The organism is Corynebacterium testudinoris (assembly GCF_001021045.1).
In the GTDB taxonomy this organism is placed as follows: Bacteria; Actinomycetota; Actinomycetes; order Mycobacteriales; family Mycobacteriaceae; genus Corynebacterium; species Corynebacterium testudinoris.
In genome coordinates this window covers 1,172,404-1,195,104 of record NZ_CP011545.1, presented here as the reverse complement: position 1 = coordinate 1,195,104, position 22,701 = coordinate 1,172,404, and the positions used below count along the sequence as shown (strand labels likewise).

General features: G+C 63.9%; 21 protein-coding genes and 3 tRNA genes. 13 read left to right on the top strand and 11 right to left on the bottom strand.

Annotation, left to right across the window (positions count from 1 at the left end):
* Positions 1 to 58 precede the first annotated feature (58 nt).
* Positions 59 to 1,063, top strand: a complete 1,005-nt coding sequence (locus CTEST_RS05805) for an NUDIX hydrolase (RefSeq protein WP_047252949.1) — start codon at positions 59 to 61, stop codon at positions 1,061 to 1,063.
* A gap of 5 nt (positions 1,064 to 1,068) precedes the next feature.
* Here the strand turns inward: CTEST_RS05805 and leuD are convergent, their stop codons facing one another.
* Together leuD and leuC are read right to left on the bottom strand one after the other, a co-directional pair.
* The gene (leuD, locus tag CTEST_RS05800; protein WP_047252948.1) at positions 1,069 to 1,659 is read right to left on the bottom strand and encodes a 3-isopropylmalate dehydratase small subunit; all 591 of its coding nucleotides are present in this window, start codon (positions 1,657 to 1,659) and stop codon (positions 1,069 to 1,071) included.
* Positions 1,652 to 3,088, bottom strand: a complete 1,437-nt coding sequence (leuC, locus tag CTEST_RS05795) for a 3-isopropylmalate dehydratase large subunit (RefSeq protein ID WP_047252947.1) — start codon at positions 3,086 to 3,088, stop codon at positions 1,652 to 1,654. The genes leuD and leuC overlap by 8 nt, the downstream gene beginning before the upstream one ends.
* A gap of 60 nt (positions 3,089 to 3,148) precedes the next feature.
* Between leuC and CTEST_RS05790 the strand changes: the two genes are divergently transcribed.
* On the top strand, positions 3,149 to 3,859 hold the full coding sequence (locus tag CTEST_RS05790; protein ID WP_047252946.1) for an IclR family transcriptional regulator: 711 nt from the start codon (positions 3,149 to 3,151) through the stop codon (positions 3,857 to 3,859).
* Positions 3,860 to 4,482: 623 nt separating this feature from the next.
* Positions 4,483 to 5,136, top strand: coding sequence for a LysE family translocator (locus CTEST_RS05785; protein WP_236686153.1), 654 nt, complete (start codon positions 4,483 to 4,485; stop codon positions 5,134 to 5,136).
* A 241-nt stretch (positions 5,137 to 5,377) separates the two neighbouring features.
* Here the strand turns inward: CTEST_RS05785 and CTEST_RS05780 are convergent.
* From CTEST_RS05780 to CTEST_RS05770, 3 genes are all read right to left on the bottom strand, one after another.
* Positions 5,378 to 5,450: transfer RNA gene (locus CTEST_RS05780), tRNA-Glu, on the bottom strand.
* A 716-nt stretch (positions 5,451 to 6,166) separates the two neighbouring features.
* Positions 6,167 to 6,239 (bottom strand) — tRNA-Glu (locus CTEST_RS05775).
* 37 nt (positions 6,240 to 6,276) lie between these two features.
* Positions 6,277 to 6,348, bottom strand: a tRNA-Gln gene (locus CTEST_RS05770).
* A 192-nt stretch (positions 6,349 to 6,540) separates the two neighbouring features.
* Between CTEST_RS05770 and CTEST_RS05765 the strand changes: the two genes are divergently transcribed.
* Complete coding sequence (locus CTEST_RS05765) at positions 6,541 to 7,002, top strand: DUF2975 domain-containing protein (protein WP_047252944.1); 462 nt, start codon at positions 6,541 to 6,543, stop codon at positions 7,000 to 7,002.
* A complete protein-coding gene (locus CTEST_RS05760; protein ID WP_047252943.1) occupies positions 7,002 to 7,220 on the top strand; it encodes a helix-turn-helix domain-containing protein in 219 nt (72 codons plus the stop codon). The genes CTEST_RS05765 and CTEST_RS05760 overlap by 1 nt, the downstream gene beginning before the upstream one ends.
* Here the strand turns inward: CTEST_RS05760 and gltX are convergent.
* Together gltX and CTEST_RS13920 are read right to left on the bottom strand one after the other, a co-directional pair.
* Positions 7,217 to 8,701 (bottom strand): glutamate--tRNA ligase, encoded by a 1,485-nt coding sequence (gene gltX / locus CTEST_RS05755; protein ID WP_047252942.1) that lies wholly within the window; start codon positions 8,699 to 8,701, stop codon positions 7,217 to 7,219. The genes CTEST_RS05760 and gltX overlap by 4 nt on opposite strands.
* A gap of 1 nt (position 8,702) precedes the next feature.
* Positions 8,703 to 8,828, bottom strand: coding sequence for a hypothetical protein (locus CTEST_RS13920; protein ID WP_260452868.1), 126 nt, complete (start codon positions 8,826 to 8,828; stop codon positions 8,703 to 8,705).
* A 120-nt stretch (positions 8,829 to 8,948) separates the two neighbouring features.
* Here CTEST_RS13920 and CTEST_RS05745 point away from each other — a divergent pair, with 120 nt between their 5' ends.
* The 8 genes from CTEST_RS05745 to CTEST_RS05710 are packed head-to-tail and all read left to right on the top strand — an operon-like array spanning position 8,949 to position 17,753.
* Positions 8,949 to 9,857, top strand: coding sequence for a choice-of-anchor M domain-containing protein (locus CTEST_RS05745; protein ID WP_047252940.1), 909 nt, complete (start codon positions 8,949 to 8,951; stop codon positions 9,855 to 9,857).
* An 8-nt stretch (positions 9,858 to 9,865) separates the two neighbouring features.
* Complete coding sequence (locus CTEST_RS05740; protein ID WP_047252939.1) at positions 9,866 to 11,395, top strand: choice-of-anchor M domain-containing protein; 1,530 nt, start codon at positions 9,866 to 9,868, stop codon at positions 11,393 to 11,395.
* The gene (locus CTEST_RS05735; protein WP_047252938.1) at positions 11,392 to 12,888 is read left to right on the top strand and encodes an anchored repeat ABC transporter, substrate-binding protein; all 1,497 of its coding nucleotides are present in this window, start codon (positions 11,392 to 11,394) and stop codon (positions 12,886 to 12,888) included. The genes CTEST_RS05740 and CTEST_RS05735 overlap by 4 nt, the downstream gene beginning before the upstream one ends.
* Positions 12,885 to 13,796, top strand: coding sequence for a choice-of-anchor M domain-containing protein (locus CTEST_RS05730; protein WP_047252937.1), 912 nt, complete (start codon positions 12,885 to 12,887; stop codon positions 13,794 to 13,796). Before CTEST_RS05735 ends, CTEST_RS05730 begins: the two co-directional genes overlap by 4 nt.
* Positions 13,797 to 14,540 (top strand): anchored repeat-type ABC transporter ATP-binding subunit, encoded by a 744-nt coding sequence (locus tag CTEST_RS05725; RefSeq protein ID WP_047252936.1) that lies wholly within the window; start codon positions 13,797 to 13,799, stop codon positions 14,538 to 14,540.
* Entirely contained in the window at positions 14,540 to 15,460 is a 921-nt protein-coding gene (locus tag CTEST_RS05720) for an anchored repeat-type ABC transporter permease subunit (protein WP_047252935.1), read from the top strand. Before CTEST_RS05725 ends, CTEST_RS05720 begins: the two co-directional genes overlap by 1 nt.
* Positions 15,457 to 16,605, top strand: coding sequence for a choice-of-anchor M domain-containing protein (locus CTEST_RS13915; RefSeq protein ID WP_047252934.1), 1,149 nt, complete (start codon positions 15,457 to 15,459; stop codon positions 16,603 to 16,605). The genes CTEST_RS05720 and CTEST_RS13915 overlap by 4 nt, the downstream gene beginning before the upstream one ends.
* 35 nt (positions 16,606 to 16,640) lie before the next feature.
* On the top strand, positions 16,641 to 17,753 hold the full coding sequence (locus tag CTEST_RS05710; RefSeq protein ID WP_047252933.1) for an isochorismate synthase: 1,113 nt from the start codon (positions 16,641 to 16,643) through the stop codon (positions 17,751 to 17,753).
* A 38-nt stretch (positions 17,754 to 17,791) separates the two neighbouring features.
* On the opposite strand, the gene CTEST_RS05705 is transcribed toward CTEST_RS05710, so the two are convergent.
* The 4 genes from CTEST_RS05705 to CTEST_RS05690 are packed head-to-tail and all read right to left on the bottom strand — an operon-like array spanning position 17,792 to position 22,661.
* On the bottom strand, positions 17,792 to 18,592 hold the full coding sequence (locus CTEST_RS05705) for a fumarylacetoacetate hydrolase family protein (RefSeq protein WP_047252932.1): 801 nt from the start codon (positions 18,590 to 18,592) through the stop codon (positions 17,792 to 17,794).
* Positions 18,593 to 18,623: 31 nt separating this feature from the next.
* Positions 18,624 to 19,280 (bottom strand): exonuclease domain-containing protein, encoded by a 657-nt coding sequence (locus CTEST_RS05700; protein WP_047252931.1) that lies wholly within the window; start codon positions 19,278 to 19,280, stop codon positions 18,624 to 18,626.
* Positions 19,280 to 21,136, bottom strand: a complete 1,857-nt coding sequence (locus tag CTEST_RS05695; RefSeq protein ID WP_047252930.1) for a DUF294 nucleotidyltransferase-like domain-containing protein — start codon at positions 21,134 to 21,136, stop codon at positions 19,280 to 19,282. The genes CTEST_RS05700 and CTEST_RS05695 overlap by 1 nt, the downstream gene beginning before the upstream one ends.
* 49 nt (positions 21,137 to 21,185) lie before the next feature.
* Positions 21,186 to 22,661: a hypothetical protein gene (locus CTEST_RS05690; protein ID WP_047252929.1), complete on the bottom strand. Its 1,476-nt coding sequence runs from the start codon at positions 22,659 to 22,661 to the stop codon at positions 21,186 to 21,188.
* Positions 22,662 to 22,701: the final 40 nt, after the last annotated feature.

The window sequence follows — 22,701 nt, the reverse complement described above, 5'->3', positions numbered from 1 at the left end:
CGCAGCCTGTCATGCGTCAAGATGGGAGCAACGCAGTTCACCATTTTGAAGGAGTGTCATGGCGAAAAAACCCCAGCGACATGAGATCGACAAGGATAAGGATTCTGCCTTGCTGGTCAACGGCCGCCATCAGGTGATCCCCGCTGACCCCGCGGGGCAGTTTAAGCGGGCGACGCTCGCGGCCGGCGCGGTGCTGTGGCGGGGCGACATCACTGATGTGGACTCCCTTGAGGTCGCGGTTATTCACCGCCCGCATTATGACGATTGGTCGTTGGCCAAGGGCAAGGTCGATCCAGGTGAGTCGCTGCCGACGACCGCTGCCCGCGAGATCCTCGAGGAGACGGGCTACGACATTCGCCTGGGCAAGCTCCTGGGCAAAGTGACCTATCCGGTTCTCGACCGCACGAAGGTGGTGTACTACTGGACCGGCGAGGTCATTGGCGGTGAGTTCACCCCGAATGGCGAGGTGGATGAGATCCGGTGGCTGCCGATCGCGCAAGCCCGCGAACTGCTCAGTTATGACGTGGATATCCAGGTGTTAGCGAAGGCGGAGAAGCGTTTCCGCCTCCCGGCGACTTCCCGCATCTTGTATGTCCGCCATGCTCGCGCGCATCAGCGCCGCAATTGGCACGGCGATGACAATCTGCGCCCGTTGGATAAGAAGGGGCGTCGGCAGGCGGAGATGCTCGTCCCGATGCTGCTTCCTTATAAGCCGCATACGGTCTATTCGGCGCTGCCCGATCGGTGCCAGGCCACGGCTGCCCCGTTGGCGGATGAGCTCAACCTCGACGTGGTCGTCGATCCGGCCTTGGGCGATGACGCCTGGCTGTCGGATATGGTGAGCGCGCAAGCGCGCTTTCAAGAGCTTATCGACGCCGGAGGTACCTCCGTCGTCGTCGCCCAAGGCACCATCATCCCCGACATGATTGCCTGGCTTAGCGCGAACGGACGCCTCCCGCTCCACGAGATCGAAGCGAAGAAGGCGTCCGTGTGGGTCCTGTCCTTTAACGAGGGCCAGCTCACCGGCGCGGACTATCTAGCCAGTCCGCTCCCGGTGAAATAGTTCCCTCAGGCCGTGATTTCCGGTTTGAAGGATGGCCGGGTGTTTTCGTAGCGGGTGATGGCGGGTTCGTCGCGAAGCGTCAGGCCGATGTCGTCGAGGCCTTCCATCAGCCGCCAACGGGTGTAGTCGTCGACGGAGAACCGGTAGACGTTCTCCCCCGCGCTGACCGTGCGGGAATCGAGGTCGACGGTGATTTCCATGCCCGGCTCGGCTTCGAGCTGCTTCCACAGCAACTCGATGTCGGCTTCCTCCATCTCCCCGGCGAGGAAACCAGCTTTGCCGGAGTTGCCGCGGAAGATGTCGGCGAAGCGCGAGGACAGCACGACGCGGAAGCCGTAGTCCATGAGCGCCCACACGGCGTGTTCGCGGGAGGAACCGGTGCCAAAATCGGGGCCCGCGACGAGGATCGAACCATTGCGGTAGGGCTCCTGGTTGAGGACGAAGTTCTCGTCCTTGCGCCAACCGGCGAACAGGCCGTCCTCGAAGCCGGTGCGGGTGACGCGCTTGAGGTAGACGGCAGGGATGATTTGGTCGGTGTCGACGTTCGAGCGGGTCAGCGGGACTCCGACCCCGGTGTGAGTGGTGAACTTATCCACGATTGTCTCCTGAGAGGTCGGCGGGAGAGGCGAGGTGCCCCAGGACTGCGGTGGCGGCGGCAACGGGCGGAGACACGAGGTGCGTGCGTCCTCCCGGGCCTTGACGGCCTTCGAAGTTGCGGTTCGAGGTAGACGCGGAACGCTCACCGGGCTTGAGCTGGTCGGGGTTCATGCCTAAGCACATGGAGCAGCCGGCGGTGCGCCACTCGGCACCGAACTCGGTGAAGATCTTGTCCAGCCCCTCTTCTTCGGCCTGTTCCTTGACCATGGTCGAGGAAGGGACGACGAGCATGCGAGTGTTCGCGGCGATCGAGCGGCCTTGGACGACCTCGGCGGCGGCCCGCAGGTCCTCGATCCGCGCATTGGTGCAGGATCCGAGGAAGACGGTGTCAATGGCGACGTCGCGAAGCGGGGTGCCGGGGACCAAGCCCATGTAGGCCAGGGCCTTCTCAGCGGCGGCCTTGTCGGAGTCATTGGTGAAGGACTCCGGGTCCGGGACATCCGCGCTCAGCGGCAGGCCCTGACCTGGGTTGGTGCCCCAGGTGATAAAGGGGGTCAGCGCTGAACCGTCGATCTCCACAACCGTGTCGAAGGTCGCGCCCTCATCCGTCGGCAAGGTCTTCCAATACTCCACGGCGGCGTCCCAATCGGCGCCCTTCGGAGCGAACTCGCGGCCATGAACGTACTCGAAGGTCTTCTCGTCCGGGGCGACCATGCCAGCTCGGGCACCGGCCTCAATCGACATGTTGCAGATCGTCATGCGGGCTTCCATGGAGAGCTTTTCTATCGCCTCGCCGCGGTATTCGATGATGTGCCCCTGGCCGCCGCCGGTACCGATCTTGGCGATGATCGCCAGAATGAGATCCTTCGCCGTCACCCCCGGCTGCAGCTCACCGGAGACCTCGATGGCCATTGTCTTAAACGGCTTGAGCGGCAGAGTCTGCGTGGCCATGACGTGCTCGACCTCGGAGGTACCAATGCCCATCGCGATCGACCCGAACGCGCCGTGCGTGGAGGTGTGCGAATCGCCGCAGACGATCGTCATGCCCGGCTGCGTCGCGCCGAGCTGCGGACCCACGGTGTGCACGATTCCCTGCTTGACGTCACCCATCGGGTGCAGGCGCACCCCAAACTCGGCGCAGTTCTTGCGCAGGGTTTCCACCTGGACCCGCGAAGTCGGCTCCGCGATCTCAAGCAGGTTGCCGGACACAATGCCCTCGGTGGGCACGTTGTGATCCTCGGTAGCGAGGTGAAGGTCAGGGCGGCGAAGCTTACGTCCAGCGAGGCGCAGCCCATCGAAGGCCTGCGGGGAGGTAACTTCGTGGAGGAGCTGCAGATCGATATAGAGCAGATCGGGGTCCCCGTTCTCGCCCTTGGCAACAATATGGTCATTCCACACCTTCTCGGCGAGCGTGAGCTTGTCGGCCATGGATGTTCACCGCCTCTTTCCTTCTAGAAATCTCATACGATGGGATGATAGTATCACCGCATGGGACAGTATATCGCAGTTTCCGGCATTAAAGTACTCGATCGCTCCGTAGCAATCCTCCAAGCGGTCGCCGCCGAACCACTCTCGCTCACCGAACTGTGCGAGAGAACCGGCCTGCCCCGCGCCACCACACATCGCCTGGCCACCGCCCTCGAAGCACACCGCCTCCTTTCCCGCGGCACAGACGGCCGCTGGTCCACCGGCCCCACCATCGCCGCCCTCAATGCCGGCGGCAAAGACCTGCTTATCGACGCCGCCCTCCCCCTCATGTCCGCACTCAAAGACGTCACCGGAGAATCCGTCCAGCTCTACGAGCTCGACGGCGACACCCGCACCTGCGTCGCCTCCCAAGAACCCGCCAGCGGACTCCAAAACACCGTCCCCGTCGGCTCCCAACTCCCCCTCACCTCCGGGTCCGCCGCCAAAATCTTCCTCGCCCACGGCAGCACACAGCTTCGCGACGCCCTCCTCCCCCACGCTGCCTTCACCGCCGAGGAACTCGACGAGGTCCGCCTCCAAGGCTGGTCCGAGTCCGTCGCCGAGCGCGAAGTCGGCCTCGCCTCCCTCTCCGCCCCCGTCTTCTCCTCCGCAGGCACCCTCGTCGCCGTACTCTCCATCTCCGGCCCCGCCGAACGCCTACGCCCCCACCCCGGCGACAAGTGGAGCGCCGAACTAGTCAATTCCGCGCACCAGCTGTCGAAAGCGTTGTAGGCCTTCGCACACTGTTCTTTCGTCGCTGGAAGTAGCTGGCGTCGCGATCAGGGCGTCGCGATCAACATGAATTCTCTAGAACGCGAACACCCATTTTCCGCGACCTGCGGAAACGTGAGTTGGCCGGATGCATTCTAGAGAATTCTGGTAGCCACCAAGCCTGCCAACGAAAAAATCAGGGCCTCCCATGCCGGTAACACGAGTACAAATGCTCTTGGCTGCTTTTCTGGTTTGGTGGCTAACCCAAAACCCGCACTTCCTAACAACTTTGCGGGTTTGGAAGGGGGATTCACCCTGGAGTTGTTAGGAAGTGCGGGTTTTATGGTCCGCGTGGAGTCAAGGAACAAGAAGTGCTGGTGCTCCGGCCTAGTACGGGGGCGTCGTCCTTAGTCAGTACTCCGAATGACTCGCCGCATTGAGTAGTGCAGCTGCCCGAGAAAGGCGCTCATGGCGGAAGTATGAAGGCCTGGGCGTCTTCCATCGGCGGCCCGCCGATGAGACTTAAGGCAGTACGGCAGTCCACCGCCTCAAGTGAGACCTGTTGATCGCTGTTGAGGTGGCTATTTGAGGATAGATCTCCGACCCTTTTCGTCCCTCAACCCGCCCTTGTGTGCCGCCCGATCGTGGAAGAGAATGTCTTTATGCTTCCGCTAGCAGCGATTCTCGGCTTCGGCTTGGCCATCACGCCTCTGGTACTGACACCCGGAGCGAGCTTCGCGCTGGTCAGTACTCGCGGTCTGGCTGGCGATCGACGAGGTGCTTGGGCGACCATCGTCGGGACGGCGGCCGGAATCCTGACTCATGCCGTTCTCGCAGGTTTTGGACTCGCTGCGTTGGTAATGCGCTCCGCCGAGCTTTACCACGTTGTCCGCCTGGCCGGGGCGGTCTATTTGGTTGGTCTCGGGATGTATCTCATTTGGCAAGGTTATCGCCGCCAGCCGAAGACCTCCCGGAACGAACAGACAGACTCTGCCGGGCATCAGTGTCGACGACTATGGCAGGCGTATGTGGCAAATGTTTTGAATGTGAAGGCTGCCTCGGTGTATCTCACGCTGGCTCCACAGTTCGTCAACACCGAAGGCGTTTCCGTGTCTGCCATGCTCACCTTGGCCGGTGTCCATATTGTTGTCATGACCGTGTGGCTCGGCGCATGGTCGTTTGGATTGACGTCCCTAGCTGTCCGTTTCGATCCTCGGAGGTGGATCCGGGTGATCAATGCGGCGGGTGGAGTTGCCCTCATTGCATTGGGCGTCCGCAGTTTCCGCCCTGCCGACTAATCCTATTGAACTCCCCGGAGCTACAACGCCTTCGCACACTGTTCTTTCGTCGCCGGAAGTGGCTGGCGTCGCGATCAGGGCGTCGCGATCAACATGAATTCTCTAGAATGCGAATGCCCACTTTCCGCGACCTGCGGAAACGTGAGTTGGCCGGATGCATTCTAGAGAATTCTTGTAGGCACCAAGCCTGCCAACAAAAAATCAGGGCCTCCCACCAAGTGGTGGGAGGCCCTGATAGTTGTACCCCGTACGGGATTTGAACCCGTGTTACCGGCGTGAGAGGCCGACGTCCTAGGCCGCTAGACGAACGGGGCTGGTTCGCTATTTTCGCGGTGTCCGATGAGGACTTCATAACAATAATCTGCCCCCTACTTCTGCCACAAATCACCTGGCCAACGAGCATTGTCCGGGTCGGAATGGGCACATAGAAACCCACCACCTGCGAGGTGGTGGGTGATTCCGAACCTTGGACGATGGGAGATCCACCGCTACCGACTGTGGTTGCGAAAGTTTCGTTGACCCGAGTTCGTGATGCCTCGTGGCCACGTCCGCTGGGGTTCCTTGGGAACTTTAGGGGCCGGGGGTTGGCTTGTCCTTACCGTGGGGTTCGGTTGACGCCATTCGCTTCATATCGCTCCCGTGTAGCTCCTACTTCGCGCATGCTGTGCGCCTGGAAGTTCTGGATTCTGGCGATGCCGCTTATGGGAGGACGCCTGCGATGCGTCCGGAGATATGGTTATAACTTTCTGCCATATGCTCTCCTTCCGGTATCTTCCTACAGTCGGAGTACCGATCTTCCCTCTACCTGGTACCGGGTCTTTGAGGTGGGATCCTCTCCGTTAATTGCACTATATGCCCAGTCCACCGGCCTGAAAAGGGTCTTTGACACAATCGTTATCAGACGTTACCCCCGCCACACTATTGGCCCAGCTGTGAGCCACGCACCAAAAGTTAGTTCGGGGGTGAAACTTGTTTCCGAAACGCCAACAAGGCCTCCAAACATTGCGTTTGGAAGCCTTGTTGGCAGTTGTACCCCGTACGGGATTTGAACCCGTGTTACCGGCGTGAGAGGCCGACGTCCTAGGCCGCTAGACGAACGGGGCGAAGCGAATGAACCTTCGCCAGCAGATTGCTCTGCGGCTGGCCTACCAGGACTCGAACCTAGAATGACGGTACCAGAAACCGTTGTGTTGCCAATTACACCATAGGCCACTATGTGATTTTTTGTCCCTCACTCGCGGTGAGCAACGTTGAATACTATAACCACAATGGTGCAACATGGCCAAATCCGCTGGCCACGGCACATTCCGAGCCGCCACCCCGCCCGCACCGAAGCATGACTTCCCAATCGCCAGTCTATCGATATACGATAGGTTTCTCACGTTCATCGATAGTAGGAGCGCTATGTCAGCCAGACTCGTCACCCTTCTCCGGGGCATTCTCATCCTCGGCATCATCGGCAGCGGTGCCATTCAACTCCGCTTTGCCATCGGCATCCTCTTCTTCGGCACCGAAGCACTCCTTGCCCGGATAGCCCTCACCCTGTGCATTGTCATCGGCTTGGGTTGCCTCCAATTCGCTGCGGTGTGCATTTGGAAGCTACTCAACTTGGTCAACGCCGATACGGTCTTCTCCCCCACGGCCATTCGCTGGGTAAACCGCATCATTGGCGCCATTTTTGGGTTCGCCGCCTGCATCCTTGTCGCGGGTTACGTCGTCGCCGAGGTAGATGATGCACCGGGGCTCATCTTCGTGGCGTTCCTGGCTGCCCTTCTGGTGTGCGGAGTCGCTCTCATCGTCTATGTCCAGCGCACTCTCCTCATTAAGGCGACGGGATTCTCTGCCGATCTCGAGGGGGTCATCTGATGGCCACCGATGAGGGAAGCATCGTCGTTGATATTGACGTCATGCTGGCCACACGCAAGATGTCCGTTGGAGAGCTCGCCGAGAGGGTGGGCATCACCCCGGCCAATCTCGCGGTGCTGAAAAACGGAAGGGCCAAGGCGGTTCGTTTCACCACCTTGGCCGCTTTATGCCACGCCCTGGACTGTCAGCCCGGGGATCTGCTCCGCTACGCCCCTTAGGCCTCGAAGGGAGTTACGGCGCGAGCTGCCCGCAGGCGAGCGAGGGTGGAGTCGCGTCCGAGGAGCTCCATTGACTCGAACAGCGGCGGGGAGACGGCCGCTCCGGAGACGGCGACGCGCAGGGCTCCATACGCCTTGCGGGGCTTGAGCTTCAGATCCTCAATGAGTGCCTTGGACAAGGCAGCTTCGATTTCCGGGGTGGTCCAGTTGGACACGGCTTCCAGGGCAACGATGCCGGCTTCGAGGGGCTCGACAGCGTCCTCCTTGAGGTTCTTGCGGGCGGACTTTTCGTCCAGGACCAGCTCGGAATCCGGGGTGACCAGGAAGTTGAGGAGCCCGTAGGCGTCGGACAGCACCTTGATCCGGGTGTGCACGAGGTCGGCGGCGATGGCGAACTTGTCCGCCGGGTAGTCGGCCGGGAAGTCGGTGTACTCGCTCAGGTAGGCGCGCAGACGTCCGGCAAAGTCCTCGGAGGAGAGCAGACGAATGTGGTCGGCGTTGATGGCCTCGAGCTTTTTCTGGTCGAAGCGGGCGGGGTTGCCCAGCACGTCGGCGACGTCAAAGTTGGCCACCAGGTCGTCGACCGAGAAGATGTCCTGATCCGCGGACAGTGACCACCCGAGGAGTGCGAGGTAGTTGAGCATGCCCTCGGGGATGATGCCGTTTTCGCGGTGGTTGAACAGGTTCGATTCGGGGTCGCGCTTGGACAGCTTTTTGTTGCCCTCGCCCATAACGAAGGGCAGGTGGCCGAATTCGGGGGTGAAGTCGGTGATGCCGATGCGCTTGAGCGCTTCGTAGAGTGCGAGCTGGCGTGGGGTGGAGGGCAGGAGGTCCTCGCCGCGGAGGACGTGCGTGACCTGCATGAGGGCATCGTCGACCGGGTTGACCAGGGTGTACAGGGGGGCGCCGTTGGAGCGGGCGACGACGAAGTCGGGTTGGGTGGCGGCTTTGAATTCCACCTCGCCGCGGACGAGGTCGTTCCACTTCCAGTCTTGCTCGGGCATGCGCAGGCGCCACACGGGCTGGCGGCCTTCGGCCTCGAAGGCGGCGACCTGCTCCTCGCTCAAGTCGCGATCGAAGTTGTCGTAGCCGAGCTTCGGGTCGCGACCGGCTGCCTTGTGGCGTTCTTCCACCTCCGCTGCGGTGGAGTAGGCGGGGTAGACCTCGCCGGCGTCGATAAGCTTTTTTAAGACATCTGCATAGATGTCCATGCGCTGGGACTGGCGGTAGGGCTCGTGCGGCCCGCCCTTTTCGACCCCTTCGTCCCAGTCGAGGCCGAGCCAGGTGAGGCCGTCGATGATGGCTTGGTACGACTCCTCGCTGTCGCGGGCCGCATCGGTGTCTTCGATGCGAAAGACCATGACTCCGCCGGTGTGGCGGGCGTATGCCCAGTTGAACAGGGCGGTGCGCACCAGTCCGACGTGCGGGGTTCCGGTGGGCGAAGGGCAGAAGCGAACTCGAACATCAGTCATGCCCGTCATGTTACTGGTCGTGGGCGCGGGCGTCGGCGGAGGTCCCGATCCTCGGCCAATGCCGGGGGTATTGGTAGGCGTTTTCATTAGCAATTGCGGTGAGCAGGAGCTTTGCGACGCCCACGTGCCCAAACATCAACGACACCCTCACGGTAGCCGGGGGTAAACCCACAGAGAGTTTTAATGACATCGTTTTTCATTTGTTATGGTTCGCGCGTCAGCATCTCAACCCCCTAGCCCGCCCCGAAAGGCCCCCATGTCGCGCATCCGCCCCTGGTACCTCGCCATCGCCACCGCCACCACCCTGGCTGTGGCAGCACCGTCACTCGCTATCGCCGACACGGCCCCGGGAACAACCAACCGCTGCGAGGGCCTCCTCCAGCTCGATCGCGGGCACGTGGATATCCAAGCCACCCTCAGCGGCGACACCATGGGCATCCACCTCAAAGACGAAACGACCGCACAACGAGTCGATCGCCGCCTCGACGAGGTCATGCTCGTCGCCGGGGACAACGCAAAGGTCACCCGCAGCGCCGGCCTCATGCAGCCAGAGCTCAACGTCCTCGGCGACCAGGGATCCGAGTTCTACCTCCTGCCCATGACCCAGAACCAGTCCATCATCTGGCCCGGACACAACACGATGGGCCTCGACTACGCCCACATCGATGGCACGGTTGATCTCCACCTAGAGCCCCGCACCCGGCCCGAGGGCGGCGAGCTGGCCATGTTCCTCAGCAGCCTGACGGGCGTGGACGTGCTGCTCAACACCGCGGAGAGCGACACCACAATCGAGACCACCTACGCCGCGCACGTGCACACGAACTGGGCCTTCACCAAGCCGGGCCTCTACACCTTCGACACCTATTACTCCGCCACCTCCAAGGCAGGTAAGGCCCTCAAGTCGGAGCCTCAAACCCTCACGGTGGCCGTCGGTGCGAAGGGCCTGGCGGACTGCAGCGTGGTGGAGCAGCCGACGACCACTGCACCCACTACCGCTCCCATCACAACTTCGGCACCGACTCCAGCACCGAATTCTTCCAGCTCCGGCGTCGAATCCTGGCAGATCGTGGCCGGCATCGTCGGTTCCGTGACGGCGCTGGGCCTGGGCAAGTTCTTTATTGATAACCGGACCAATCTCGCCGCCTGGTTCCGCTCCTTCGCTTAAAGGATCACATGTCGCACCTCATCATTCGCCGTCTGGCTGCCACCATCGTGATGCTGTTTATCGCGGTGGGGTTGGCACCGCCCGTCTCCGCCCAGGCCATCACCTTCGATTCCGGCCACGTTGATGCTTTCCACGTGAGCACCGACGGCGGGTCGTTGGTGCTGGACCTCAAGGAGGACGTCACCGGCACCGGTGTCCGCCACTCCCCCGAAGGCGTGCATCTGGTCGTCTCGGATGCCGCGTTCACGGATACGACGGCGCAGATTAACGAGATCGGCCAGGCGACCTACTTCCTGCCGCAGACGCAGAACCAGGCAATCTTGTGGCCGGGGTGGGATACCCAATCGGCGGAGGGCTTCCGGGCCATCGACTTCCACTTCCACGAGGTGTCCGGGCCCGGCGAGGTCATGCTGTTTGAAAGTTCCGGCTTCGGGGAGCTGACATCGGTCCTCTCCTCGGGCGGCTACGCGCTCTCTACTGGCCAGGTGATTCAGCAGCCGTACCCGGCGCACCGTCACGTCAACTGGGCGTTCACCGCCCCCGGCACGTACCGGATGGTGGTGTCCGCCCAGGGCGCGGATGCCTCGGGCCAGGTCCAGACCAGCAATCAGGCCACGTACACGTGGGTAGTCGGCTCCGGCGATGCGCCTGCTCCCGCCCCGCTTATCGACGCCGCCCCGGCACCCGCCGCGGCCCCCGCCGCAGCACCTCGTGCGGCGCAGGCCGCTCCCAGCAGCGGAACGTGCACACCCGGCGTGACCCCCATGATTAAAGACGACCGCACCGTTCCACCCGTGTGGAAGGCGACCACCGAGGTCGAGTTTTCGCTTGGCGAGTCCGCCGTCAAGGAACTCCCCGCGCCCATCGGTTCCGTTCCAGCGGGCAAGGTGTGGATAATCGGCTCCACCCAGGAGCAGGGAGTGCCCTGGGTGGGGGCGAATACTCAGCACCCGTCGATGCGCGAGCACACCAGCGGTGACGTCACCTGGGAGTTGACCTCCTTCGCCGGACCCGGCCCCATGACGGTGTACACGCAAGGTGGCCTGGGTCAGATGGTGGGAGATGAATGGTTCCGTGCGACCCCGGACCAGGTGCAGGGCTCCCACGCCATCGCCCCCAACTCCCATGTTCACCCCAGCTGGGTATTCGGCGCGCCTGGAACGTACCAGGTGAGCATCCGGCAATCGGTGGCGCTGAAGGATGGCTCCCGGGTGTCCGGCTCTGGGGTCATCACCTTCCAGGTGGGCAACGGCGCGGGCAATGCCGGCGACGGACACTTCGACTTGGGTGGGGTCGTGGACCCAGCTGGCGGGGATTGCGCCCCTGCTGCACCCGGCGGTGCCGTCGGCGCGGCTGATGGCCCCGCTGCCGCTGCCCCGGGTCAAACCCTCGCCACCCCGGTGACCAGCCTCACCGCCGCGAGCCAGGAACCGCGTGATCTCACCATCCCCGTGGCCATTCTCACCGCCGGCCTCGTGGTGCTGGTGGGTGGGACCGTCAGCTACATCGTCATGCTGCGTCGACAGATCCCCGCATGAGAAGCCTCGTGACTATTGCAGCACTCGCGGCTAACCTAGTGGCGCTGTCCGCGTGTGCTCCGGCGACCGGGAGTGAACACGATGGGCGAGAGACATCGGTCGTTGTGACCACACCCATCCTTACCGACCTCACCCGCCAGGTCGCCGGTGAGCGGGCCGCGGTCACTGGCCTCATGCCGCCCACGGCCGACCCACACACGTTTGAGCCGGGGCTGCGGGCGGTCCGGGACATTGCCAATGCTGACCTCGCCCTCACTCACGGGCTGTTGTTGGAGCAACAAGCACTGATCACTACCGTCACTAACTCCAGCCCAGCCGGGACCCCCGTTACGGCCGTGGCGGAGAAGGCCTCGACGTATGGGGCCACCCTCATTCCCCTGGTGGAAAACGTGGCCCTCGACGCGGTGTGGCTCGGGCTCCGCGCCGCTCCCGCAGAAGGTTCGGAACCCGTGCCACTGTCTCTTCGAGAGGTCCGCGGCCCGGGGGACGTCGCGGCGTTTATCACCTCGACGTTCGGTACCCCGGAGGTGTTGTTTAACAGCGCCGATGGACTCGACGACAAGGACACCGTCCTCCTGCCCCCCGGTGCCCATACCCACGTGTCGTGGGCTTTCAGCTCCCCCGGCGTCTACGAACTCGATATCACCTCCGGTGAGTTGCCCGCGGCAACGGTGACGGTAGCGGTGGGGGTGGATGCGGCGGCGTCGATAAGCATGGTGAACCCGGTGATCATCGATGCCGGACACGTCGACATCGCGGCCGGGGAGACCAACCTCATTGGTGATGCCCCCGATGGGGCTGATCGGGCGCACCGCTACCCGCTTGAATCGACGGTGATTGCCGTGCCGTCGAGCACCCTCCAGCCGATCCCGGGCGACCCCGGGTACCGCTTCCTCGGACGCCCCGGGCAGGAAACATACCTGCTGCCGCAGGCGGTGCTCGGGCGACACGTGCACGGGGAAATTGACCCGCACCTGTGGCACGACGTGGCCAATGTGCAGGCGATGGTGGAGGTCATTCGGGATGAACTGTCGGCGGTTGACCCAGCTGGGGCGGCTGTCTACCACGCGAATGCGGCTGCGTATCTCGCCCGCCTGGATGAGCTCGACGCCACGATCAAAACCACCTTGTCTACCATCCCGGCGCGCCACCGCCATCTCATCACAACCCACCACGGCTACTCCTACCTGGGGCGAGCGTATGGGATGTCGATCGCGGGATTTGTCACCCCGAATCCTTCGGTGGAGCCGTCTCCCCGTGACCTCATTGCTCTCACCCGCACGTTGGAAAACCTCGAGGTACCCGCAGTGTTTCTCGAGCCGGAACTGGCGCGTGGTGCAACCGTCCTCGGCGAGACTGCTGATCGGCTCGGCGTGCGCGTGTGCCCGATCTATGGAGACACCTTTGACACCACCGTGACCACGTATCTCGATCTCATGGCTGCCAATGCCCGCAGCCTTGCCGACTGCCTCACTCCTGGAAAGACATCATGAACTCTCTTCGCCGACGCCTCCTGCCCGCTGTGTTGATTGCCGCCTTGGCGTTGCCCCCGGCCGCTGTCGCCGCGCCGCAGGCACCCGCTGATCCCGCCTTGCACCAGCTCGTCGGTGCTGATGAAACCATCGCTCCGGCTGGGGAGGAGGTGGTCATTTCCGCCGGGCATGCCGATCTGGGGCCGCTGATCACCATCGACGGGGTGGACCTGCTCGTGCGCGATGACACCGCCGATCCCCCGGTGTGGCGACACCTCGATGATGTCGTGTTCGAGGTCTCAGACGCGGCCGCGCAGACGTTGCCACCGGGCGATGCTTTCGATTTCACCGGCGCCGCGGGCGGCGCGCAGGTGTGGGTGGTCCCGCAAACCGAGGTGGCCGGGGTGCCGTGGTTGGGCTGGAACACCCAGTCCCCCGCCCTCGTCGGGGCAGCCGACCGCGGGGTCACTCTGGAATTTGCTGGGCATTCCGGGCCGGGCCAGTTCAGCCTCTTCCTCCAAAACGGCGGGTTTGAGCCTCCGCAGCAGTTGTGGAACTCCGCGGCGGAGGGGACCCAGCCGATGTGGGTGGAGCTCAATACCCACACGCATGCCAATTGGGTGTTCAGCGAACCGGGCATCCACCAGGTCGCGGTGACCGCGGTGGTGCCGCTTCTCGACGGCACGACCCTCCGCGACACCGAAGTAGTCACCCTCGCCGTCGGTTCCGGTGCCGATGTGGCTGCCGCGCAAGGCACGGAGTGGTCGGGCGCGTTCCGGGAGGCGGATTCTCACTCCAGCGTGGTGGGCGATCTGCCTTCCTCCAGCGCCGTGGCGTGGATCGTCGGCGGTGTCGTGCTGCTGGTCGTGGTCATCGCGGCTGTTGCCATGGTCATCCGCCCTTCTCGTAGCAGTCGGGGGCGGAAGTAGATGTTGCTGTCGTGTGAAGAAGTGTCAGTGTCTCTGAGCGGGCGCCTGGTCATCGACGGTGCCACCCTGGGCGTCGATCGCGGTGAGTTTGTGGGGCTGCTCGGCCCCAACGGCGCCGGCAAGACCACCCTGCTGCGGGCCATCCTCGGACTCCTCCCGACCACCGAAGGCCGAGTGAGCGTGGCAGGACGGCACGGCCGCGACATCCGCCGGGTTGTTGGCTATGTCCCCCAACGCCACGACGTCTCCTGGTCCTTTCCCATCGATGCCTACGACGCGGTGCTCAACGGCCGCACCGGGCTCATCGGCTGGGCCCGGCGCGCCCGTCCCCGAGACCACGAGGCCGTGGAGGAAGCCCTCGACCGGGTCCGGCTCCGCGGTTTGGCCGATCGCCCCATTGGGGAGCTGTCCGGTGGGCAGCGGCAACGGGTCCTCGTCGCCCGCGCCCTAGCCACTCGCCCCAAGGTTCTCCTGCTTGACGAGCCTTTCACTGGCCTCGACATCCCCAGCTCCGAGCACTTGCTGCAGCTTTTCCACGAGCTCGCGGCCCAAGGCACGGCGATCATCATGTCCACCCACAATCTCTCTGAGGCGGTTCATTCCTGCCACCGGTTGATCCTGTTCAATCGGGGCGTCGTTGCCACTGGGACGCGGGCGGAACTCAATCGGCCCGAACCGTGGGCTGAGACCTTCGGGGTGGGAATGGATTCCCCGCTGCTCACGGCCGTGGGGGTGCGCAGCTGATGCTGGACATTTCCTTCGTCGACTTCCTGCGCGACCTCAGCAATCCTGCCTTGGGGTTTTTACCCCGGGCGCTGGTGATCTCCGTCATTGTGTCCCTGGTGTGCGGGGTGGTGGGCACGCATGTGGTCCTGCGCGGCATGGCGTTTATTGGCGACGCCGTCGCCCACGCCGTCTTCCCCGGCCTCGCCATCGCCTTCGCCCTGCAGACCTCAGTCATCCTGGGAGGTGCAATCGCGGGAGTCACCGTCGCCATCCTCATCGCGGTGTTCTCTCAGCGCCGACGCGTCGCCGAGGACACCATCATCGGTATCTTCTTCGCCGCGTCCTTCGCCCTCGGATTGGTCATCATCTCCCGGGTCGATGGCTACACCGCCTCGTTGACCAGCTTCCTCTTCGGTTCCATCACCGGGGTCTCCGACATCGACATCATCACCGCGGCCGCCGTGGGCACCATCATCGTGGGCCTGCTGGTGGTGCTGGCTCCCCAGCTCACGGCCGTGGGTTTAGATAGGGAAACCGCCCGGGCCATGAACCTGCCCGTGTTCCTTTTGGACATGCTGCTCTACTTGGCCGTCACCGCAGCCGTGGTCATCTCAGTGCGCACCATCGGCAACATTCTCGTCCTCGCCCTGCTCATCACCCCGGCCGCCACCGCCCGCCTGCTCACCGACCGGCTGTCCACCATGATGTTCCTCTCTGCAGGATTCGGCGCGCTGGGATCGGTCATCGGCCTCTACCTCTCGTGGGCCATCGACCTTCCCACCGGCGCCACCATCGTCCTCACCGTTACCGCCTTCTTCCTCATCACCTGGCTGCTCTCTCCCAGCCAGGGCCTGCTCACCGGCTATCTTCGCCGCCGTCCCGACCACCCAGCCCCGCAGACCTATCCGGGCCGACACCGATTGGACACCCCGTCATGACCAGGACACGACGTCACCGCCACCTCCCTGCCCTCCTCATCACCGGCCTGCTGCTTACCCCCACCACCGGGGCGCTCACGGTCGTGGCACCCCCCGCACTCGCCGCCGACCAGGCTTGCACCCAGGCGGTGGGCGGAAAGCGGGCTTTCGCCGACGGCCACCAGGACATGCTGCTGCGCTCTGACGGGGTGGTGTTGGATTATGAACACCGCGAGACGTTCAGCTCTGGGGAGTTCCTCTTCGAAGTCCCCGACAGCGCCCGCAGCGCCACCGGCTGGGTCCTGCCGCAGACCCAGGAGGCGGGCCTGCCCTGGCCGGGTTTCTCCACGACGGGACTGTCCTACGGGGCGGACATCAGCCTTGCCAGCTTCTCCGGGCCGGGACAGATGACCGCCTACCAAGGCGACCTGTTCGGCACCACCACCCGCCTGGATAGCTCTGACACCTCGGTCACCTGGGATTTGCCCGCCAACACCCACGCCCACACCGCATTCTCGTTTACCGAGCCCGGCGCCTACGAGATGACCTTCCGCTTCACCACTTCCGCCAACGGCACCCACGACATCTCGACGATGTTCCTCGTCGGCAGCGTGGCCATCGCAGAGTCTGCCACGGGGACAGTCACCGTCTCCTGCGACAACTCCACCGGGAGCGGCAGTCCGAAGGGACCCGTGGAGCAGCTGACCGCCGACCTCACCGGTGTGACCAAGGAAGTGAGCAAACTCGATAGGGCAATGGGTGGGTTTCTGGATTCGGTGAAGAAGGAAATCACGCCCTCGACTACCCCGAGCAGCGCCACTGCGCCGACACCTGCCAGTGCATCTCCTTCCCGCCCGGCACCCACGGCGCCTCAACCACGTCCGCAGGCCGCAGCCCACCCAGCGGCTCCGGCCGCACCCGCATCTCGACCCGCCCCCAGTACCCCAGGGCAGACGAGCACCCCGGCGACAGCGCCTCCCGCAGCAGCATCCCCGGCACCGGCGACTCCTGAGATCACCCAGGTCAGCACCACTGCGCCCTTCGTCGGCGTGTTGTCCGGTACGGCGTGGGGCCTGGGAGTGACGGCACTACTCGGCGGAATCGCTCTGTTTGCCTCCGCATTTCGGATGCGTTCCCGCCTGCCCCGCGAGGACCAGCACGACTAACGGCCGACGGCCAGCGGACGGTAAGGTATTTCTCCATGTGTGCCCATCGCCCCGCCAGTGCGCCGGACTTTCTGTTGTCCCGCGCACACGGCTCGGTACGCACCCAAGGGTGCGTGGAGTCGTTCACGGACCCGTGGGCTGCGATCGACGCTCTCAAGGCTGGCCGCGTGCCGATTGTTGTGGGAGCACTCCCCTTCGACCGTTCCGCACCCGCCGCTCTCACGGTCCCGGAGACGGTCATCCGTGAAGATGGTCCCCTGGAACCCCACGCCTATTATCGTCAAGGCCCCGGGTCGCTCATGTCCGCCACCTTCGCGGGGGTGGACCCCGAGCCGGAGGAACACCTGCGCCGGGTGGAGGCGGCGATCAGCACCATTCAGGCCTCCAAGTTGGAGAAGGTCGTCCTCGCCCGCGCCGTCGACATCACCTTCGATCCGCCGGTGGATCCGCTGCTCGTCGCCGCCCGGCTCATCGACAATTCGGTCAACCGTGATGGGTTTATCGCCGACCTGTCCCCCGCCGGAGTGCCAGGCGCCATGCTCGTGGGCTCCTCCCCCGAAGTGTTGATCAAGCGCCAAGGCTCCACCGTGTCGGCTTATCCGTTGGCGGGTTCGGCTGCCAGGCACCCGGACCCAGCCACCGACACGCTCATCGGCAAGAGGCTGGCGGCTTCGGCGAAGAACTTACAAGAGCACGCCTACGTCGTCGAGCACCTACGCTCCACGCTGGCGCCTTTCTGCACCCGCCTGGACATCGCCGCACTCCCCGAGGTCACCATGACCAACGAGATGTGGCACTTGGCCACCCCGATCGTGGGCACGCTCGCCGAGCCTGCGTTGTCCGCCCTGGAGCTGGCACTTCACGCCCATCCCACCCCAGCAGTTTGCGGGACACCTACCGACGCCGCCGAGGCACTCATTCACACCGCAGAATCCGATCGCAGCTTCTACGCCGGGGCCGTCGGCTGGTGTGATGACTCCGGCGATGGCGAGTACATGGTCGCCATCCGCTGCGCCGAGGTCGCCGGGGACGGCCGCTCCGCCCGAGCCTGGGCCGGGGGCGGCATCGTCGCCGACTCCGATGCCGAGGAGGAGCTGGAGGAGACGACCGCTAAATTGCGGACGATCCTGCGTTCCCTCGGCCTGTAGCACCGCGCCGCGGCGGTGAGCTCCTCGGCGTCGATAAGCTAAGCGCGGGCAACCGGATTCCCGAGCTTGCCGATGCCCGGGATATCAATCTCGATGAAATCGCCCGGGACCATGGCCTCGGTGCCAGCCGGGGAACCGGTGGAGATCACATCACCCGGCAGGAGAGTCATGGAGGCGGTAATGAACTCGATGATCTCTGGGATCGTCATGATCATTTGGTCCGAGTTGGAGTCTTGCTTAATCGAGGTCACGCCATCGTGGGTGAGGCGGGCCTTGATGGGCAGGTTCTCGATGTCAATGCTGTCGATATCGGTCTCGATCCACGGGCCGAGCGGGCAGAAGGTGTCGATGCCCTTCGCGCGGGCCCACTGACCGTCGGCGAACTGCAGATCACGGGAGGAAACGTCGTTGACGATCGTGTAACCCAGGACCACAGACTTCCAGTCTTCAGCCTTGACGTTCTTGCACGGCTTGGCGATGACGATCGCCAGCTCGCCCTCAAACTCCACCTTCGTGGCAAAGTCCGGGATGCGGATGGGAACCCCGGGGCCGACAACGGCCGTCGGCGGCTTGAGGAACAGCGTCGGCGGAAGATGCTCCGCCGACTGCTGGAACACCTCGGCGACGTGGTCGGCGTAGTTGCGGCCAATGGCCACGATCTTGCCGGGCAGCATCGGCGCCAGCAAACGCACGTCCTTCAGCGGCCATTCGCGGCCGGTGTACGCCGGCTCCACAAACGGATGCTCCTTGACTTCCTTCGCGACTAAATTGTTCTCGTCTTCCCCGTCGATGACGGCGAAACACATTCCTTCAGGGTGGGCAATTCTTCCAAAGCGCATGGGAGACAGCGTACTTGTTTCCCCGCCGCCATCAATCCATGAGATCCTTCAGCGTCGTGGCCGGGAGATTTACCCGATGCGCCGAGTACTGCTCAGCGCACGCCAGGGCATCCGTGAGCGCGTTGTGGTTGTGATAGCTGGGCAGGCCGTAGCGGGCACGCACCCGCGCCAAGCGCAGGTCCTCGCCCCGCGGATAGGTTCCCATTCGCTCCATGTGTCGGCGCTCGATGGCAAAGGTGTCCACCACGGGGACGTCCAACCCAGCACCGAAGTGCTTTTTCGCCGCCGCAGAAAGAAAGCCCGTCTCCATCGCCGCGAAGTGCGCGAGCAGCGCTCTGCCCTGCAGGGCCTCCAGCAGTTGGCCGAGAGCATCAGCGGCGGGCACCCCGGCGGCAATCTCGTCGTCGGTGAGATGGTGAATGGTGGCGGAAGAACCCACGGAGAAGCCCTCGACGCCGCGCAGCACGACGTAGCCGGCGCCCGACAAGTCGATCGTCGCGCCGTTGACGGGCACCCAACCGATCGACACCAGCTCGTGCTTGTCGGGTTTGAGCCCGGTGGTTTCCACGTCGACGGCGAGCAGCTGGAGATCATCCAAGGACGTGGCATCGCTCGGTGGCGTCGCCAGATAAAACTCCGCCAGCGCCCCAGTCGCCTTCCGCGCTGGATGGGAACGGAAAGGCCACATTAGATGTTCCTCACCGGGTACTTGGTGGCCAGGGCGTTTTGCATGTCCTTGATGATCTGGAAGCTGTCGCGCAGGTGCTCACGATCGAGCTTGGACAGCTTGTTGGGGTCGATGTTGTAGTTCGGAGTGACCTTGTCCCGGATCTGCAGCACCTGATGGCGAAAGGTGATGGTGCGCAGGTACTCGAAAGCATCCAATAGATCTTGGGAGCCGCGGACGGAGACTCCCCCGGCCTGAGCCGCTTCGGTGAGGCGGCGGCGAGTGCTCACGGCCTGAACCCCGGACGCCAGGGAGAACAACCGCGCCATCTGGACGATGCCGGCGGTACCACCCTTCTTCACGTTAAGGGTATTGGCATATTCGCCCGAACGGTCGACGACGAGGCCGCGGAAGAAACCCAGCGGCGGTTCACGGCGCGCCGCCAGGGAGGCGAGGTGGGCGTGCAGGCGCCTCGCACCGTGCGCCATGGACACCGCATCGGCGTGGACTTGTTCCGCCATCTCGGCGTCGCCGTGAATGGCGCGGAAATCGAAGAAGGTTTGCGCATGCAGCAGGGCATCGGGGTCGGGCGCGGTGATCCACGTGTGGAAGGTCTTCGTCCACTCATTGACCGTCATGCGCCACTTTGGGTTCATGGCCATCATGTCGCCGGGGCACAGGACCTGCCCGGCGGTGTCGAGCCCCCGGTTGACGTACTCGGACAGCTGCGCAAAATAGGCGCCGTGTTCGGCCTCATCAAAATCATTGGACAGCACCAAGGCGTTGTCCTGGTCGGAGGCCAATCCCATTTCACGGCGCCCCTGGGAGCCGACGACCACGAAGGCATACGGCACCGGCGGGGCACCGAACTTCTCCTCGCCCAGCGTGAGCAGGCGGCGGGCGAGGGAGTCAGCGGCGATGGTCATCATCCCGGCTGTTTCTTCGGCGGAGGCCCCGCGCTCAATGAAGCGGGCAGCGACCTCGGAGGCCTGCTCGTAGGCGTGTGCCAATTCCTCCGGGGAGTTGCGGCGCGACAGATCAGCCGTGAGGTAGATGGGATCGTGGCGCAACAGTCGCATGACATCCGCAGTGGAAACGATGCCCGTCAACTGCCCCTCATCGACGATGGGCAGATGGTGAATACGCAACTCGGCCATGAGCAACATCGCTTCGAACGCCAAGGTGTCCGAGGGGACCGTCCGAGGATTGGCGGTCATGATCTCGGTGATGGGCAAGTGAATATCCAAGCCTTGGGCTACCACCCGACCACGCAGGTCACGGTCGGTAACGATGCCCTGGACCCGACCGTCGACGGTGATGAGCAACGACGACACCCGGCGCTCTTCCATGAGTTGCGCCGCTTGTTGGATCGTCGACTGCGGCGTGATGGACGCCGGGTCGGAGACCTTGAAATCATCCAATTGGGTACGCAGAACCTCGGACGAGGGATCATCCCGCAGCTCGTTGGCGGCGGCGCGGATGCGATGGGATTGCGACTGATAAAAGCGGCCGATGTCCGGGTTACGGTCGATGAGCGCAGCGAAGTCCTCCCGCGGCAACGTGAGCAGGAGCGAATCCTCCACCGCGATCATGGAATATCGCGACGCATTCTCCCCCACGAGGGTGGAGTAACCAAAGGTCCGTCCAGCATCGCGTCGGTCGAGCAGAAGCCCACCCTCACCGACGATGTCGATCGCGCCGGAACGAATGAGGTAGAGAAAGTCATTGGGCTGTCCCACGGCGACGATTTCCTCGCCCCGGCGAACATAATTCATGCTCATCCGAGCCGGAAGATGATCCAATTCCAAGGCGGGCAGGCGGGTGAAAGGCTCCAGGTCGGCGATGAAATCGCGGACCTCTTCAAGTTCGACCGTCATATCCCTAGCGTAGTGGGGCACCTGGGCCGGGGTACCTTTTAGGCACAAACTATTGGTATGACACGAACCACGGCCGCGGCGCGACCTCATAGGTCTGCTCCGGCGAGAACGTCGGGGTGTCTTCGTCGATGAAGTTCTTCCACGCCATGAACCAACCAGGGCCCAGTCCCTCCTGGACCGCGTACCAGGTGTCCAGCTTCTCCCCGGGGCTGCCATGGCCGTCGGCGTGGAGAATGAAGGCCAGTTCGGGGCGATCGGTGATGATCTGCTCGCGGTCACGGATCATCTGGTTCTGGAACTGGTGGAGGATGAGGCCTTTTTGCGGGAGGTTGTTGTCGCGCACGAGAGCGGCGAGCCAGTCCGCGACCTCGTTCACCTCGGCGGCCTGCACGTGGCCAACCTGGGTCAAGGGGGTGTCCTCCGGCCCGAGCTTCCACTCGGGGTCGAGGGCAAGGCCGACGTTGGGGCGCTTCAGCAGGTCCTCATAGACCTTGGCCTGCTCCAGCAGGCTGGCCCGGCCTGGCTGAAGATCGAGGAAGGCATAGCCACCGGCATCGGTGATCGCGTCGATGTAGGGGACAAACTCGGCCGGATCGCCGACGTTGGTGTACTGGCCGCTGTCACCGGGCGACGCCGAGGCAACGGTGACGATGATCTCGAAGGCCGGAACCACCGGCTGTTCTTCCAGCGGCTGGTAGTTCGCGATGTGCTCTTGAATCCGCTTGACCGACTCCTCCGGGCCCTGCTCCCCCATCACGCCGAGCGCTCCACCGGAGGGGTGCCCGTAGAAAGCGACCATGCGCCGTCCGGGGAAGACGAGTCCACCGCCACCGGGCAGCTCACCATTTTTCGCCAGGTCGATGGCGGTGGCGAGGTGTTGTTGGCTACCAAATTCCTGGCCTAGAGCAATGACGTCGCCTTCCTGGACGGTTGCCATCGATTCTGAGCTCACCCGCGGGTCGGGATAGGACAGTACCTCTACCTCGGCTCCGGCGGCGCGGGCGGTGGCCACCGATGGCAGCGAGGTGCGCTCGGTGGCCAACATGGTGGGCATTTTCAAGGGATGATCGGTGTGTTCGACTCCGTCGACGCCGCTGGCGCTACCGGGATCCAAGCCGGCTACATCGGCGACGCTGAGCACCTCCTCCGTGCCTTCGGAGGGTTCTATCACGTCCACGCCCCCCGGCAATGGGCCCACCGAACCGACCGTGATCGCGCGGGTGGCTCCGAGGCGGGCGATTTCCGCGTCCGCGTCATCGCCGGCGAGCAGGAGCGGGGCCCCGGCGGCGACCGCGTAGTGGGCGGCTTGGGACAGTGCTGGTGGGGAGTCGGCGGAGACGACGACGACCTCGGCGGCGTCGAAAAGCCGCTGCGAGGTTTCCACACCCGTGGCGGATGCGATGACTTCCGACCCGGACATCTCCAGCGCTGCTTGCTGCGCTTCCGGGGTCTGAGAATTGGTGGAACATCCCGTCATGGCCACGAGACTCGTGGCCATGACCAGTGCTGCTATGAGACGCCGCATGCGTGTCTCCCCTTGCCTTGTAGTAGTCCGCTACAAGGAC